At 57.2% G+C, this 15,911-nt stretch carries 17 protein-coding genes; 11 read left to right on the forward strand and 6 right to left on the reverse strand.

The window, feature by feature from the left end; all coding sequences use genetic code 11:
- Positions 1-171 precede the first annotated feature (171 nt).
- Entirely contained in the window at positions 172-618 is a 447-nt protein-coding gene (gene merR, locus A0251_RS13330) for an Hg(II)-responsive transcriptional regulator (RefSeq protein ID WP_006911920.1), read from the reverse strand.
- A 73-nt stretch (positions 619-691) separates the two neighbouring features.
- Between merR and merT the strand changes: the two genes are divergently transcribed.
- The 6 genes from merT (at position 692) to A0251_RS17235 (ending at position 3,779) form a co-directional block, all read left to right on the forward strand.
- The gene (gene merT / locus A0251_RS13335; RefSeq protein ID WP_027965778.1) at positions 692-1,042 is read left to right on the forward strand and encodes a mercuric ion transporter MerT; all 351 of its coding nucleotides are present in this window, start codon (positions 692-694) and stop codon (positions 1,040-1,042) included.
- Positions 1,043-1,055: 13 nt separating this feature from the next.
- The gene (gene merP, locus A0251_RS13340; RefSeq protein ID WP_022519794.1) at positions 1,056-1,352 is read left to right on the forward strand and encodes a mercury resistance system periplasmic binding protein MerP; all 297 of its coding nucleotides are present in this window, start codon (positions 1,056-1,058) and stop codon (positions 1,350-1,352) included.
- A gap of 2 nt (positions 1,353-1,354) precedes the next feature.
- A complete protein-coding gene (gene merF / locus A0251_RS13345) occupies positions 1,355-1,612 on the forward strand; it encodes a mercury resistance system transport protein MerF (RefSeq protein WP_033988342.1) in 258 nt (85 codons plus the stop codon).
- A gap of 73 nt (positions 1,613-1,685) precedes the next feature.
- A complete protein-coding gene (locus tag A0251_RS13350; RefSeq protein ID WP_062817350.1) occupies positions 1,686-1,922 on the forward strand; it encodes a mercury resistance system transport protein MerF in 237 nt (78 codons plus the stop codon).
- Complete coding sequence (gene merA / locus A0251_RS13355) at positions 1,915-3,564, forward strand: mercury(II) reductase (RefSeq protein WP_082051506.1); 1,650 nt, start codon at positions 1,915-1,917, stop codon at positions 3,562-3,564. The genes A0251_RS13350 and merA overlap by 8 nt, the downstream gene beginning before the upstream one ends.
- A 5-nt stretch (positions 3,565-3,569) precedes the next feature.
- Entirely contained in the window at positions 3,570-3,779 is a 210-nt protein-coding gene (locus A0251_RS17235; RefSeq protein WP_082810895.1) for a hypothetical protein, read from the forward strand.
- A gap of 414 nt (positions 3,780-4,193) precedes the next feature.
- Here the strand turns inward: A0251_RS17235 and A0251_RS13365 are convergent, their stop codons facing one another.
- The 5 genes from A0251_RS13365 to A0251_RS13385 form a co-directional block, all read right to left on the reverse strand.
- Complete coding sequence (locus tag A0251_RS13365; RefSeq protein ID WP_007151136.1) at positions 4,194-6,503, reverse strand: heavy metal translocating P-type ATPase; 2,310 nt, start codon at positions 6,501-6,503, stop codon at positions 4,194-4,196.
- A gap of 30 nt (positions 6,504-6,533) precedes the next feature.
- Entirely contained in the window at positions 6,534-7,886 is a 1,353-nt protein-coding gene (locus tag A0251_RS13370; protein ID WP_081737601.1) for an APC family permease, read from the reverse strand.
- 129 nt (positions 7,887-8,015) lie between these two features.
- Positions 8,016-8,765, reverse strand: a complete 750-nt coding sequence (locus A0251_RS13375; RefSeq protein ID WP_011588644.1) for a copper resistance protein B — start codon at positions 8,763-8,765, stop codon at positions 8,016-8,018.
- Complete coding sequence (locus A0251_RS13380) at positions 8,762-10,543, reverse strand: copper resistance system multicopper oxidase (protein WP_062817352.1); 1,782 nt, start codon at positions 10,541-10,543, stop codon at positions 8,762-8,764. The genes A0251_RS13375 and A0251_RS13380 overlap by 4 nt, the downstream gene beginning before the upstream one ends.
- Positions 10,544-10,631: 88 nt before the next feature.
- Positions 10,632-11,165, reverse strand: a complete 534-nt coding sequence (locus tag A0251_RS13385) for a plastocyanin/azurin family copper-binding protein (RefSeq protein WP_062817353.1) — start codon at positions 11,163-11,165, stop codon at positions 10,632-10,634.
- A 205-nt stretch (positions 11,166-11,370) separates the two neighbouring features.
- On the opposite strand from A0251_RS13385, the gene A0251_RS13390 reads away from it, so the two are divergent.
- The 5 genes from A0251_RS13390 (at position 11,371) to A0251_RS13410 (ending at position 15,907) form a co-directional block, all read left to right on the forward strand.
- Positions 11,371-12,039, forward strand: coding sequence for a response regulator transcription factor (locus A0251_RS13390; protein ID WP_062817477.1), 669 nt, complete (start codon positions 11,371-11,373; stop codon positions 12,037-12,039).
- A gap of 19 nt (positions 12,040-12,058) precedes the next feature.
- Positions 12,059-13,393, forward strand: a complete 1,335-nt coding sequence (locus A0251_RS13395) for an ATP-binding protein (RefSeq protein ID WP_011588647.1) — start codon at positions 12,059-12,061, stop codon at positions 13,391-13,393.
- Positions 13,394-14,067: 674 nt separating this feature from the next.
- Entirely contained in the window at positions 14,068-14,262 is a 195-nt protein-coding gene (locus tag A0251_RS17640) for a hypothetical protein (RefSeq protein WP_230457875.1), read from the forward strand.
- A gap of 82 nt (positions 14,263-14,344) precedes the next feature.
- On the forward strand, positions 14,345-14,839 hold the full coding sequence (locus A0251_RS13405; protein ID WP_062817356.1) for a RadC family protein: 495 nt from the start codon (positions 14,345-14,347) through the stop codon (positions 14,837-14,839).
- 120 nt (positions 14,840-14,959) lie between these two features.
- Complete coding sequence (locus A0251_RS13410; protein WP_404840819.1) at positions 14,960-15,907, forward strand: DUF932 domain-containing protein; 948 nt, start codon at positions 14,960-14,962, stop codon at positions 15,905-15,907.
- The last annotated feature ends 4 nt before the right edge of the window (positions 15,908-15,911 follow it).

The following is a 15,911-nucleotide window of genomic DNA, read 5'->3' on the forward strand; positions in this document are numbered from 1 at the left end:
TTCGACCTGGTAGTGGAGATCATGCTCTTCCATCTTGGTGCCTAGGACGTGGTACTCGGGAAGGTGAAGGATGTTGTCAGGCAAGCTAGTCATGCAAACTTTCCTTGTCGACATGGTCCATAGATGATCGCGACTCTTTGACCGCGTTGTTTTCAACGAACTGAAGGTGAGTTACTCCCTTGGGTCTTCTGCTTCTCTGAGCCCTTCATGCAATGACGCAATTAGCGGGCAAGTGATATTGCCTTGTTGTGCATGGCATCTGTCGACCATTTCGCTCAGCACCTTCTCAATTCTTTCAAGCCTGTCGATCTTCTCGCGAACGTCCCCTAACTTGTGCTCTGCGAGAGCACTGGCTTCTTGACAGTGGGCGCCATCTTCCAGCCGAAGTAGGTCACTGATCTCATCCAGACTAAAGCCCAGCTGCTGCGCCGTTTTCACGAACGTCAACCTGTCGATATCGGCGGCACTATAGCGTCGAATACCTCCGGGAGGGCGTTCGGGCTCCGATAATAGCCCTCGTCGCTGGTAATAGCGGATTGTCTCGACATTGACGCCGGCCGCCTTGGCCAGGCCGCCAATGGTCATGGTGTCCGCCACTTTATCTGCATGTCTCTTCATGATGCTTGACTCCGTACCAAGCTACGGAAGTAACCTTATCGTAGCTCCCCCCATCCCGAAAGGAGAATCGTCAATGCGGACATCTAAAACGGGGCGAGGGCCCCTGGCCGCCGGAGGAGTCGCGGCCCTCCTGGCCTCGGCGTGTTGCCTCGGCCCGCTGGTGCTGATCACGCTGGGCGTTTCCGGCGCCTGGATCAGCAATCTGGCGGCGTTGGAGCCCTATCGCCCGCTCTTTATCGGCGTCGCGCTGGTGGCGATGTTCTTCGCCTGGCGTCGCGTCTTTCGGCCAGTGGAAAAGTGCCAGCCGGGAGAGGTGTGTGCCGTGCCACGGGTCAGGACGGGCTACAAGGCGATCTTCTGGCTCGTATCGCTGCTGGTGCTAATCGCCCTGGTATTCCCCTACATCTTGCCCCTGTTCTATTAAAAGGAGATCTACCATGAAAGCTCGTTTCGCCTTCATCGCGCTACTCGCCCTGCTCAGCACGCCCGCCTTAGCGGCCCTGCAGACCGTGACGCTGTCGGTGCCGGGCATGACCTGTGCCGCCTGCCCGATCACCGTCAAGGCCGCCCTCAACAAGGTGGACGGCGTCTCGCAAGTCGACGTGAGCTACGCGGATCTCGAGGCCGTGGTCACCTTTGACGACGCCCGAACGTCGGTGGAGGCATTGACCGAGGCCACCATCAACGCTGGGTATCCATCAACCCCGACATCCTCGCAAGCGGATCGAGAGTGATCATGAAGAATCCCAAGCCCCTGCTGCGCGTGAGCGTGATCGGCACCGTCCTGGTGGCATTGTGCTGCTTTACGCCGATCCTGGTGATCCTGCTTGGCACGGTGGGCCTGGCGGGGCTGACGGGCTATCTCGACGTTGTGTTATTGCCGGCCCTGGCCTTCTTCATCGGCCTGACCATTTATGCGATTTGGCGTAAGAAGCAGTTCGACGCCTGTTGTGACAACGGCTCTATCAAATCAAGGAATACGCCCCCTGAGTGACATCAAGCAGCTGCACATCGCGGTCATCGGGTGAGTTGTTTACGAGCTTGCCCGCCACGGTGAAGGAATAAGCGTGAAAGATTCGCAGAAATTTTTAAGCGTCGTGCTTGGCACCGGGTTGATGGTGCTGTGTTGCGCGCCAATCGCCCTGGTGCTATTCGGTACGGCGGGCCTGGCCGCGTTGGCAGGCTATCTCGATTACCTGCTGTTTGCCGCCCTGGCCATCGGCTTACCTCTCTACGCGCGATACCACAAGCGGAAGCAGGATGCCGGCTTTACTAATGAAGACTCGGAGAAACGTGATGATTGAACTCAACGTGAGTGGCATGACCTGTGACCGCTGTGCGGATCATGTCAGGGAAGCCCTGGAGAAGCTGCCCGGCGTGCAGTCGGTGGAGGTATCCTATCCTCAGGGGACGGCATCGGTAGCCGTTGATCCGGAGACACCGGCCTCGGCGTTGACGTTTGCCGTGACCCGACTTGGCTACCAAGCTCGACTGGCCAACAGTGGGCCCACTTCCCCGGCAGGCGCATCGGTGTCCAAGGGCCGTGATGAAGACGCCCCGCACATCGCGGTGATCGGCAGCGGCGGCGCCGCCATGGCGGCGGCCCTGAAAGCCGCCGAGCGCGGCGCCCGGATCACCCTGATCGAACGCGGCACCGTCGGCGGTACCTGTGTCAATACAGGCTGTGTGCCTTCGAAGATCATGATTCGCGCGGCCCATATTGCCCACTTGCGTACGGAAAGTCCCTTCGATGCAGGCCTGAGCGCCCAGGCGCCGGTGGTGGATCGGGCCAAGCTGCTCGAGCAGCAGCAGCGACGTGTCGAGGAACTGCGTGACGCCAAGTACGAGGGGATTCTGCGCGACCACCCGGCCATCACGGTCCTGCACGGCGAGGCCCGGTTTATCGATGCCCATAGCCTGATGGTCAAGCTGAACGAGGGCGGCGAGCAGGTCGTCCACTTCGACCGCGCCTTAATCGGTACTGGCGCCCGACCGGCAGTACCGCCGATCCCGGGTCTTGCCGACACCCCCTACCTGACCTCTACCAGTGCGCTGGCCCTGGACACCCTTCCCGAGCGGCTGATTGTGATCGGCGCCTCGGTGGTGGCCCTGGAACTGGCCCAGGCCTTCGCCCGGCTGGGCAGCCGGGTCACGGTGCTGGCCCGCAGCCGCCTGCTCTCCCAGGAAGACCCGGCGGTAGGGGATGCGGTGGAGGCGGCGTTTCGCCGCGAGAGCATCGAGGTCCTCAAGCAGACCCAGGCGAGCCGCGTGGACTACACCGACAATGAATTCATTGTCGACACCAACGCCGGCACCTTGCGGGCGGATCAACTGCTGGTGGCCACCGGACGGACACCCAATACCGAGGCCCTGAACCTGGCGAGCCTCGGCGTGGAAACCGCACGTGGGGCGATTCTGGTCGATGAGCATCTGCACACCACGGTGCCGGGGCTCTATGCCGCCGGTGACTGCACCGATCAGCCGGAGTTCGTCTATGTCGCCGCCGCCGGGGGCAGCCGGGCTGCCGTCAACATGACCGGGGGCGAAGCCACCCTGGACCTGAGCGCCATGCCGGCGGTGATCTTCACCGACCCCCAGGTGGCCACCGTCGGCCTGACGGAAGCCGAGGCCATCGAGCAAGGCTTCAGCGTCGATACCCGCGAGCTGGACCTGGAAAACGTGCCGCGTGCGCTGGTGAATTTCGACACCGGTGGTTTCATCAAGCTGGTGGCCGAACGCGACTCGGGCCGGTTGCTGGGGGTGCAGGCGGTGGCGGGGGAAGCCGGTGAGCTGATCCAGACGGCGGTGATGGCGCTACGCGCACGCATGACCGTACACGACATCGCCAATGAGCTATTTCCCTACCTGACCATGGTGGAAGGGCTCAAGCTCTGTGCCCAGACTTTCACCAAGGATGTGACGCAGTTGTCCTGCTGTGCCGGGTGAACGATATGAGCGCGACCGTGGTGCCACTGGCGGCGGCACCACGGGTTTTGGGCATGGACACCACAGGGAGCTCTGTCACGATGAACACGACACTACCCGATTGCGGGATGATGGGGGCGATGGGCTGGATAATGCCAGTGATCGGAATTGCCCTACTATTGCTGCTGGTCCTGGGCATCGCCTGTTTGGTGAAGTATCTGCTCTCTAGCAAGTGAGCGTACTGAGCGAGCCATCAACCAGCTAATCCGTTGTGGGTTGAGTTTGTCGGCCACCTTTCTCTCTCGCATACCAACCAGATAATCCGGATACCCGATTAAAGTTGAACGGGCTGAGCAAACCCCGTGGAACTTGATCACGGTCAACAGATCACGGATGAAGTCGCTTAAGGCGCCAGCTATGGCAAAATAGCCCCTACTCGAGGCTCCACGCCGATGGCCTAGGATTGCATGCCCAAAGATCCGGTAGGCAGGTATTTCCGTGCCCAGCTTCTCCTTCATCGTGGTTTTGACGTCGATTTCGATCAGCACCCCGAAGCAGTTATCCGTGAGAGACTGACGCGCTCGTTTGTCAACCGCCTCAAAATCAGCATCTTCTATGGTTCGATCAATAGTGTACGGCACCAGCGATTATTACTTAGGGCCAAGCTTGATAACTCGCAGGCGCAATGCATTCACAATCACGCTGAAAGACGACAGCGACATTGCAGCAGCCGCGAAGATCGGTGAAAGCAGTATCCCGAAGAACGGGTACAAAACCCCCGCCGCAATCGGAACGCCCGCGGAGTTGTACACAAAAGCAAAGAACAGGTTCTGTCGGATATTGCGCATGGTCGCCAGCGACAGACGGCGCGCTTCTACAATACCCATCAAGTCGCCGCGCAGCAGCGTAATGCCCGCGCTTTCGATGGCCACATCTGTGCCGGTGCCCATGGCCACCCCCACGTCCGCCGTTGCCAATGCAGGCGCGTCGTTAACGCCATCACCCGCCATCACGACAACACCCCCTTCATCTTTCAGACGCTGGACGATCTTGCCCTTATCTTCCGGCAGTACCTCCGCTTCCACTTCATCGATATGCAATTTGCGAGCAACCGCCTCGGCCGAGGTGTAGTTATCGCCAGTCAGCATGACCACTCGAATGCCGTCTTTTTGCAGCGCGACAATAGCCGCGTGGGTCGTTCTCTTGATGGGATCGGAGATGGCCAACAGCCCAGCGATTTTTCCATCGACGGCGGCAAAAATCACGGTAGCACCATCTTTGCGATGCTCGTCGGCATCGCTGTCAAATCTAGTGGTGTCGACATTCTCCGACTCCATGAGAAGACGATTACCAAGCAGCACCCGCTTGCCGTCGATTTTTCCTGTTACCCCTTTACCGTTGGGAGAATCGAAGTCTTCCGCATCCGGCAGCTTCAGCTCCATGCCCTTGGCTTTGTCCAGAATGGCGTGGGCCAGTGGATGCTCACTGCCTTTCTCGAGTCCGCCCGCAAAACGCATCAAAGCATCGTCATCGTACCCATTCGCTGTAACAATTCGGGTGATTTGTGGCTGCCCCTCTGTCAACGTGCCGGTCTTATCCACTACCACCGTATCTACCTTTTCCATGCGTTCAAGGGCTTCCGCATCGCGGATCAGCACACCACTTTGGGCGCCGCGGCCAACACCTACCATGATCGACATCGGCGTTGCCAGACCCAGTGCGCAAGGGCAGGCAATGATCAGAACACTGACCGCCGCAATCAGCCCGAACGCCATGGGCGGTGTCGGCCCAAGGAATGACCAGGCTATAAAGGCAACAATGGCAATTAGGATCACGGTGGGCACAAACCAGCTCGCCACCTTATCGGCAAGCCCCTGGATCGGTGCGCGGCTGCGTTGGGCGCTGGCCACCATCTGCACGATTTGGGAAAGCATGGTGTCCCGGCCAACCTTGTCGGCCCGCATGATAAAGCTGCCCTGTTGGTTAATACTGCCGCCAATCACTTGGTCGCCAGACTTTTTGCTGACTGCAAGAGGCTCACCGGTCACCATGGACTCATCCACGTTGGAGCTGCCTTCAAGTAACTCACCGTCCAGCGGCACCTTGTCCCCCGGGCGCACTCGCAGGCGATCACCCACCTTGACCTGATCCAGCGACACATCGGACTCGTCGCCCTGGTCATCCAGCTTTCGGGCCGTCGCCGGTGCCAGATCCAGCAGCGCCTTGATCGCGCCCGAGGTTTTCTCCCGGGCCCGCAGTTCAAGCACCTGGCCTAACAGAACCAGCACCACGATGACCGCAGCCGCCTCGAAGTAGACGGCGACAGAACCGTCTTCCTGCCGAAAGGCGTCGGGGAAAATCTGGGGCGCCAGTGTCGCCACCAGGCTGTAGATCAGCGCCACGCCAGTACCAATGGCAATGAGCGTGAACATGTTCAGATTGCGGCTGACGACGGACTTCCAGCCTCTGACAAAGAAAGGCCAGCCACACCAGGCCACTACTGGCGTCGCCAACACCAGTTGAATCCAGTTGGACATTTGTGGGGCAACGATCTGGTCAAGGCCGGTGAGATGTCCGCCCATTTCCAGCACCAATACCGGCAGGGCCAGCACCAGGCCAATCCAAAATCGACGGGTCATGTCTTTGAGCTCTGCCGAGGGCCCGTCATCCAGACTTACCTGCTCGGGCTCCAGGGCCATACCACAGATAGGGCAATCTCCGGGGCCCTGCTGGCGAATTTCCGGATGCATCGGGCAGGTGTACATGGTGCCCGGAGCCACGGGTTCGTCCTGTTTCTGTTCTCCACTGAGGTAGTGTCCCGGGTCGCCGTCAAACTTCGATTTGCACCCCGAAGAACAGAAATACCAGGTTTTCCCGCCATGCTCGCTGCGATGTTCCGCCGAGTGTGGATTCACCGACATGCCGCAAACAGGATCTTTGACCGTGTGCTCAGCCGTCATGGCCGATCCCTCCCTATCGAGTTCTGGTGATTAGTGATGATGAGCATGAGATTCTTTGTGTCCCGCTTCTTCGGCTTCTGTGGCCTTTTTCAGGAACAGTTGCTCGGCCACTGCGATAACAATCATGGTGACAACCGCCACGCCAATAACAAACAGGTCAGTATTCAGTTTGACCCAAACGAAGCCACCAAGAGCGAGCAAATCCAGAACAATTGCCACCGTGGGCACCCACACATTGGCCTTCACATCCTCCCGTAAATAGCGCAGAACGCCCCAATGGATAGCAATGTCCATGATCAGGTAAAAAATGATGCCCAGCGCTGCAATTCGGGACAGGTCGAAGAAGGCCGTGAGGATAAGCCCAAGCACCACGGTATAAACCAGCGTGTGCTTCTGGATGCTACCGGGCATGCCGAAATGACTGTGGGGGACCAGCTTCATTTCAGTCAACATGGCCAACATGCGTGAGACGGCGAAAATACTGGCCAGAATGCCACCGGCGGTGGCCATCATCGCAATGGCGACGGTAAACCAGACGCCGTAGTCGCCCAATGCGGGACGCGCAGCGGCCGCCAGAGAGTAGTCCTGCGTTTTGATGATTTCCGCCAGGGACAGGTTACTGGCAACGGCGAAACCGACCAGGGTGTAGATCACCACGCAGGCTGCGATGGAAATAATAATCGCTCGCCCCACGTTTCTCTTGGGGTCTATGACTTCCGAGCCGCTGTTGGTGATGGTGGTAAAACCTTTGAAGGCCAGAATGCCAAGGGCCGTTGCCCCCAGGAAATTGCCAAAGGTTCCAGCCTCACCGGGGCTAGAGAAATCAACAGAAACACTGTCGGCAATCCAGATACCCACCAGCCCGAAAACCAGAATGCCTCCGATCTTCAGGATACCTATAAAGGAAGCCACGCCCTGAATCATTCGGTTGCCCAACAGATTGATCAGAAACGCGGCCAGAATTAGTGAGACGCCAAGAATGGGCACCATGCGGCCACTTTCATCGCCATCGAACAGTTGCATGGTGTAAGAACCGAAGGTTCGCGCAAGAAAGCTCTGGGCAATCACCATCGAGAAATACATCAGCAAAGCATTGAAAGCCGTCGGTAACCGATTGCCATAGGCTTTGTGCAGGTACATGCCTATGCCCCCGGCTGACGGGTAGGCATTGGAAATTTTGATGTAGGAATAGGCACTGAAGCTTACGATTACCGCCGCGGCCAGAAACGCCAACGGGAAAAGAACGCCAGTCATCTGCGCCATCTGCCCGGTAAGGGCGAAGATACCGGCGCCAATCATGACACCGGTGCCCAGCATAACAGTTCCCGGAAGTGTAAGACTGCCTTTCTGATAGCGCGTGGTTCTGTCGTGCGTGCTGCTCATACAACCTCCTGTTGTTTTGAACGGCGTTTGATACTCAATAAATAGCCAATGCTAGCTTGGGTAGATCTCACTTGCATCAATGTCGAGAAAAACGGGCCAAAGAAATATCTTTAGCCCCTAAGTACCTGATCAGAGTGCGATGCGCGCTCCAATCACAGCAAACCAATCTGCTGTACTGCCGCCGTCCGCTTCGGCAAAGTCGGCACTATCGCCGTATTTGCGCTCATGCACCACGCCCACATAAGGCGAGAACGCACGGTCGATCAGATCATAGCTCAACCTGAGTCCGGTTTCGGTAGAAACCAGTCCTTTACCAACGCCAATTTCCCGGTCCTCGCTAAACGCAACCGTGGCATCCAGCGTTGCCGCCAGAATCCAGTAGTTGGTGAGAAGCAGCTCGTACTCTGCATCCAGTTCGGCTGACGTATCGCCATCCTTACTGACATACAGGTTTGCATCGATCTCAAACCATTGGGGAGCCAGCCCGGCTACACCGAGAACGGCATATGTACGGTCCGGCCCCTCGGGCGTATCGAAACGTACGCCCGCTTTGGCGTCGAAGAACTTGGAGATGGGGATCTGGCCGACCAGCTGGTTTTCCAGTGTTTCGTAGGCCTGCTCCTCTATCTCGTACTCCCCGGTTGTGAGCAACCGGACTTTGAACTCGTCGGTGCCATAGAAAGCATCCGCATTCCAGACGCCCAGTTCCTCGTCATCGTCGCTGTAGCGGTATTCAAACTCCTCGAATTGAACACCCCAGGTTGTGAGCGGCTGTTTACGAGCGGTGGTGTCGGAGATCATTTCCTGAGCTGTCACCGCCGTTGAGACACCAATAGAGGCAAGGAAGCTGACTGCGACAATTGATCGAATACAGCTCATACCTCACCTCCATCTTTGGCAATCACGTCTGTTTTGGCCTGCGTCGACTCTGGCCCACCTTCAACAATGACCTTGCGGAACATACCAGCGGCCGCGTGATAGGACAGGTGACAGTGGAACGCCCACTGACCGGGCGCGTCGACCTCGGTTTCCATGTAAACGGTGGTGCCGGGCTGCACACTGACCGTGTGTTTGATCGGGTTCCACTGGCCTGCGCCAACATCAAGGATGGACCACATACCGTGCAGGTGCATGGGGTGAGTCATCATGGTTTCGTTGACAAACTTGAAACGGACCCGCTCACCGTATTTGAGACGAATCGGATCGGCGTCTTCATACTTGACGCCATTAATGCTCCAGGTATACCGCTCCATATTGCCGGTCAAACGAAGCTCAATTTCCCGGGTCGGCTCGCGAACTTCATACAACGGATCCTGAGCCTTCAGGTCAGCGTAAGAGAGGAACTTTCCGCCATTGGCAGCTTTGGGCATGAGGCCACTGCCCTTGGCGTAAAAAGGATCGCTTTTTTCTTCTGTCCCCATCGCCATGGAACCATGGTCCATGCCGGACATGCCCGAATGATCCATATCTTTCATGTTGGAATGATCCATACCTTCCATATTGGAATGATCCATGCTGCCCATGTTGGAGTGGTCCATCCCGGACATATCTCCCGAGCTGCTCATATCCATGTTCCCATGATCCATGCCCGCCATGCTGCCATGGTCCATACCGGGCATACCGCCCATGTCAGCCATGGTCAGTCGGGCAGCTTCACGCAGTTGCGGCACTGCCGCTTCCATGCCCTCTTCGGGGGCCAGTGTTGCCCTGGCGTATCCGGAACGTCCCATGGATTCGGCGAAGATGGTGTACGCCTGCTCATCCTTCGGACGTACGATCACGTCGTAGGTTTCCGCTACACCAATCCGGAATTCATCGACACTAACGGGCTGAACGTTGTTGCCATCGGCCTGAACGACGGTCATATCCAGACCAGGAATCCGGATATCAAAGTAGGTCATGGCCGAAGAGTTGATGAATCGCAGCCGGATGCGTTCGCCCGGCTCAAAAAGCCCAGTCCAGTTCTGGTCCGGCCCCTTACCGTTGATCAGACCCGTAAAGCCTTGCAGGTCCTCAACGTCCGCTTTCATCATGCGCATGTCGCCCCAGGCCATCCGGTCTCGGACCGTATTCATCAGGCCATTCTTTGACGCGTCCGAGAAAAACTCGCCCACGGTTTGCTGCTCGCGGTTGTAATAGTCCGACATCATTTTGAAGTTGCGCATGATGCGGTCGCCGGAATGGGGATGCTTGTCGGTCAGCTGTACCACGTATTCGCGGTCAAAACGGAACGGCTCACGTTTTTTCGGCTCGATAACAATCGCACCATAGGCGCCGTCCGGCTCTTGGAAGCCCGAATGGCTGTGGAACCAATAGGTACCTGCCTGCTGGATCGGGAATTCATAGGTAAAAGTTTCTCCCGGCTTGATTCCCGGGAAACTGATACCCGGCACGCCGTCCTGATCGAAGGGAAGAATCAGCCCGTGCCAATGAATGGATGTCATCTCATCGAGGTTGTTGGTCACGTTGATCTTGACGTTTTCACCTTCCTTGAAGCGCATAACCGGTCCCGGAGATGCACCGTTATAGCCAATACCTTCTTTCACGAAATCGCCGGTATCAATTTCGACCCGATCAACCGTGAGATCATATTCGCCGGCTATAACCGATGTAGACATCAGCAGGCTTAACAACACCGAACCTAAACGGATTTTCACGCTTGTTACTCCAAATAGCACTGCACTAAGGACCCCACAGGAGAAATACTGTAAGCCCTCTGCTTCAACGCTTCACTAGTGAGCTGAGTTACTGAACCTTAACGTCACCGTACATCCCTGCCTGGTAATGACCCGGCACATTGCAGGCGAACTCGATATTGGTGTTATCGGAAAACTTCCAGATGACTTCCTGGCTCTGGCCCGGTTCCAGCAGGACGCTGTTGGGGTCATCGTGTTTCATGGACTGGCCGTTCCCCATGTCCATTTCCATCATGTCGTGGTTGAGTTTTCCGCCCTGGATGACGCCATGCTCGACCATCATCATCATTTCCTCCTGATGGCCCTCGTGCATCTCTGGGGTGCCGATGTTGAATTCGTGAACGAGGTTCCCTTTGTTCTCCACCATGAACCGCACCGTTTCCCCGGGGCTTACGGTGATTGATTCCGGTTCATAGTAGTTGTCGTACATTTCGACTGTTATGGTTCGGCTGACCTCTGAGGCTTTGCCGGGCTCACCACTCGCAGCGCCGTGACCATGGCCTCCACCATGGGTTCCAGCGGCAAAGGCGGTCGCCGACAATGAGATAGCCGCAGCAGCAACGAGAAATTTTGATATGGTCATATATCTTCTCCCTTGAACATATTTGGCCCTGGAGGCCGGGTTGTCTCACTCAAAACTTGAGCAATATCCAGAAACGGTTGCTACCATCGCTCATCAACCTGAATTCATGCTGAAAATCGGAATTATTTTTTTCGTTCAGGCACAATTCAGCTTGGACAACCATACTGACGGGCTTTGATCCTCAAATTGAGAAGGCAAATCAGGAATGCGATTACTTCTGGTGGAAGATGATTCCCTACTGGCGAACGGGCTAAGCGCCCATCTGGAAAAGGCCGGTTTCAGCGTGGATACCGCCCGTACAGCACGGGAAGCCCGGCACCTCGGGCAGCAGGAAAGTTACCGCGCCGGTATTCTTGACCTGGGCCTGCCCGACGGCAACGGCCTGGACGTACTGAAACAGTGGCGGACGCATAAGGTCAGTTTCCCGGTGTTGATCCTGACCGCCAGGGGAGACTGGCAGGACAAGGTCAATGGCTTGAAGGCCGGCGCCGATGATTACCTCGCGAAGCCTTTCCAGACCGAAGAGCTGATTGCCCGACTTCACGCCATCGTCCGGCGAAGCGAAGGCAGAATAATGGATACCCTGACAGCGGGCCGGTTCGAGCTGGACGAAAATCGCCAGACGTTAAGGGCCGGTGACGAGACCGAACATAGCCTGACCGGTACGGAGTTCCGTTTGCTCCGATGTCTGATGAGTCGTCCCGGGCAGGTTTTCTCGAAAGAACAGCTTCTCGACCAGCTATACAGCATCGACGACATACCCAGCGAGAACGTGATCGAAGCGTATGTGCGGCGGCTCAGGAAGCTGGTGGGACCGGACACCATCAAGACCCGACGTGGTCAGGGGTACCTGTTCGATGCCGATAGCCGTTAGACCTCGCTCAGTCAGGGGGATGCTCCTGATTCTGCTGCTTCCGGCCGGCATTGGTCTGATGGCACTGGCTTGGATCATCCATGGGGCCTTGCTGGAGAGGATGACCATGGACTTAGTAGAACGCCGCTTGAAAGATGAGGTAGCTTTTCTGGAACACCAGATCCGCCAATCCGGTGGCCAGATTGATACACTCCAGACCGGCGACTATTTTCAGGAAGTGCTCCTCCACGCCTTCGCCATCGCCATCGCTTCTCCGTCTGGGCAGTCCATCTCACCGGAGACCTGGACTCCGATTCTGAGGCCGTTGCTCACCTCCGGGCAGGAGGGAGCCGTGAGAGCCAGGGATGCTGAGGTACCAGCTGCGCCTTCCCAAATGCTTGGGTATCGCCGTGCCTTCACGGTCGACGGAAACCCCTTCGTGATCATTGTTGCCGAGGATATGGAGGCGCTTCATCGGAGCCAGGCCAAACTCCATATCTGGACTGCCGTCGTCTCGGTTTTACTGGTCATTCTGATGATCGGGAGCATATGGCTGGGAATCACTCTGGCCCTGCGGTCAATAGCGGGCCTTCAGATGAACCTGAAAAAACTTCAGTCAGGCGAGCTCTCCCGTATTAACGCAGACGGCCCGGAGGAGTTCCAGCCCCTCGTCCGGCAACTCAATCGACTGCTGGATTCACTGGATGACCGGCTGGAACGCTCCCGTGACGCACTTGCCAACCTTTCCCACAGCGTGAAAACCCCCATAGCGGCTGTCAGACAGATCCTGGAAGACACCAGTCGCCCGCTCGATGAGAAGCTGAGATGGGAAATGGCGGCGCGCCTCGACGACATAGATGCTCAGCTTGAGGCCGAAATGCGGCGAAGCCGGTTTGCGGGTCCACAGGTCGGCCAAAGTGTATGTCCGATCAAACAGGCCCGGGATCTGCTGTGGATGCTTGGCCGCCTCTACCCCGATAAATCTTTTGAATTGTCAACGGATCTGCCTGAAAACCATCGCTGGCCTGTCGAGGAGCATGATCTGAACGAAATCCTTGGCAACTTGCTGGATAACGCAGGCAAATGGTCATCCCGCTGGGTGGAGCTCACGCTGAGTGAAGATCAAGAGCAGTTAAAAATTATCATCAGCGACGACGGAGCGGGCGTATCAGAAACAGCCCACTCACAATTGGGCAAGCGAGGATTGAGGCTGGACGAGCAAACACCCGGTCATGGATTGGGGCTGGCTATTGTCCACGCAATAGTTGAGCGTTATCAGGGACAGGTTCATTACACGTCCAGTAAGGTAGGAGGCCTTACTGCAGTTGTTGTAATCCCTGGTTCTGATCGATTCGGCGACCGGTCAGACAACTGACACCTTCACCCTCCATTCTCTATGCTTCAAGTCAAATTCATCAATAGTTGGGATGATGATTTGGAGTCTCGTCCAGCCTGTTCAATCTCGACCGCTCTATAATGAGCTTTCCCTGAAGGATACTGAATCTACACCCACTAACACTACTTGCTCTACTTGCAACCCAAAACAGCAAACCGATGCTTTTGATCATGAATTTTATACCCCCCCCCCTTTCACTGCATGCCAGAGCCCGCCTTGTGCGGGCTTTTTCATGCCGTTTTGGAGTTTCTATGGATATTCGAGCGAGCTGGGCCTGTACCACGTACAGGGCTACGTTAATCCTGAGGAGATTATCAGTACGGCGGCCACCATTTTGTATGGCTGAAAGGTGTCTAGCAAACCGGTGGCGATTCACACACCTGAACTGACTTCCCACTTAGTAATTTCATTTCTGTTACCTAGTCTACGTCTCGATTCCAGATTTTTTCACCTACATATCACCCCCATGAAGCCAGGAAGGAATGACCCTCCTGGTCCCATTTCATGGAGGTTTAATGATCATTCAATGTCCCAGCTGCCAATCTATCCGGATAGCGGCGCTCCACACCGGGCGCAGGGTATGCGGCTCTGTCGGCACAGCCGCGGGTGCCGCGAGTGGAGTTGCGGCGGCCACAAGTGGCGCTCGTGTGGGTATGACGCTGGGCTATGTCGCGGGCCCTGGAGGATCGCTGCTCGGCGGCATAGCCGGTGCCGTGATCGGCGGCCTGATCGGAGGTGTTGCCGGCGGAGAGGCCGGTGCCGCTCTCGGTGACAAGCTCGACCAAACCTTTCTCGACAACCTGAAGTGCCTGGCTTGCGGCCACACCTTTCGACTCGACACCGATTAACCCGTATTTCGCACTTGCCCCCCCTTCACTACATACCAGAGCCCGCCTTGTGCGGGCTTTTTTATGCCGTTTTGGAGTTTTTATGGATATTCCCACTTTCGTGAAGAACGAGCAGGGCCTGTACCACGTGCAGGGCTGTGTTAAACCCGAGGAGATTGTCAGTACGGCGGCCACCATCCTACTGGATGAACTCACCGGTCGAGATACGCTCACTGCGCCCACCGATGTTGCCCAGTTCCTGCAGATGGCTCTGGCCCAGGAAAAAAACGAGGTCTTCGCGGCCATCTTCCTCAACAACAAACACAAGGTGCTCAGTTTCGAGCCCTTGTTCAACGGCACCATTGATGGCGCGGCGGTGTATCCCCGTGTAGTGGTACAGCAGGCGCTGGCCTGCAATGCCGCTGCCGTAATCTTTGCCCACAACCACCCCTCCGGGTGCTGTGAGCCCTCCCAGGCTGATCGCACCATCACCACCCGACTCAAGGACGCTCTGGCCCTGATCGATGTACGGGTACTGGATCACTTCGTCGTGTCCCGCTCCGAGTGGGTCAGCCTGGCCCAGCGTGGCTGGCTCTAAGCCTTCACTCTTCTGCTTTTGCTCTACCCCTGACTCACCCCCTCTTCTCATTCGCCAATCCGCCCGTTTCGGGCTCACCGTTTTTCTTGGAGATTTACCATGGCACATCTTGTCGAAAGCATGGCCTATGCAGGCCGCACCCCCTGGCACGGGCTGGGCAACCAGCTCGCCGCCCAACAGCCCCTCAATGTCTGGATGCAGGAAGCCGGCATGGACTGGGAGATCCGTGAGACTCCTGTTCGCTTCATTAGCAGCGAGGCTGGATCCCTGGGACAGATCTCATCCTTCCCGGATCAGAAGGTGCTGTTCCGATCAGATAATCAGGCGCCTCTGTCCGTAGTGAGCAACCGCTTCAAGGTGGTTCAGCCCCGGCAGATCCTGGAGTTTTACCGGGACCTCACCGAGCGCTCCGGCTTTGAACTGGAAACCGCTGGCGTCCTTAAAGGTGGCCGCAAGCTCTGGGCGCTGGCCCGCACCGGGCAAACAGGTTCTTTGGCTGGCAATGACCAGACCAACGGCTATGTGCTGCTGGCCACCGCCTGTGACGGCACCCTGGCCACCACTGCCCAGTTCACCAGCATCCGGGTGGTGTGCAATAACACCCTAGCAGTTGCTCTCAATGGCGCTGGCCAGGCGGTGAAGGTTCGCCACAGCACCACCTTCGATGCCCAGGCCGTCAAGAAGCAGCTGGGGATCTCCGTCTCCGCCTGGGATGACTTTATGTACCGTCTGAAAACCCTCAGCGAACGACGCATCACCCACAAGACCGCCGAGAAGGTCATGCGCTCGATCTTCACTGATGTGAACTACTCCTCTGGTGACATGCTGGTGAAGCCCAACGAACAGGCCATGAAGAAGGCCATGGCGTTGTATGAGGGTGCCGGTCGCGGCGCGGAGCTGCCGTCTGCCAAGAACACGGCCTACGGCCTGCTGAATGCAGTGACCGAGTTCGTGGACCACGAACGCCGCGCCCGCAGCACCGACAACCGACTGGACTCCGCCTGGTTCGGCAAGGGCGCCCAGATCAAGCAGCGGGCCCTGAGCCAGACTCTGGAACTGGTGGCCTGACTGA

The organism is Alcanivorax sp. NBRC 102024 (genome assembly GCF_001602235.1).
In the GTDB taxonomy this organism is placed as follows: Bacteria; Pseudomonadota; Gammaproteobacteria; order Pseudomonadales; family Alcanivoracaceae; genus Alcanivorax.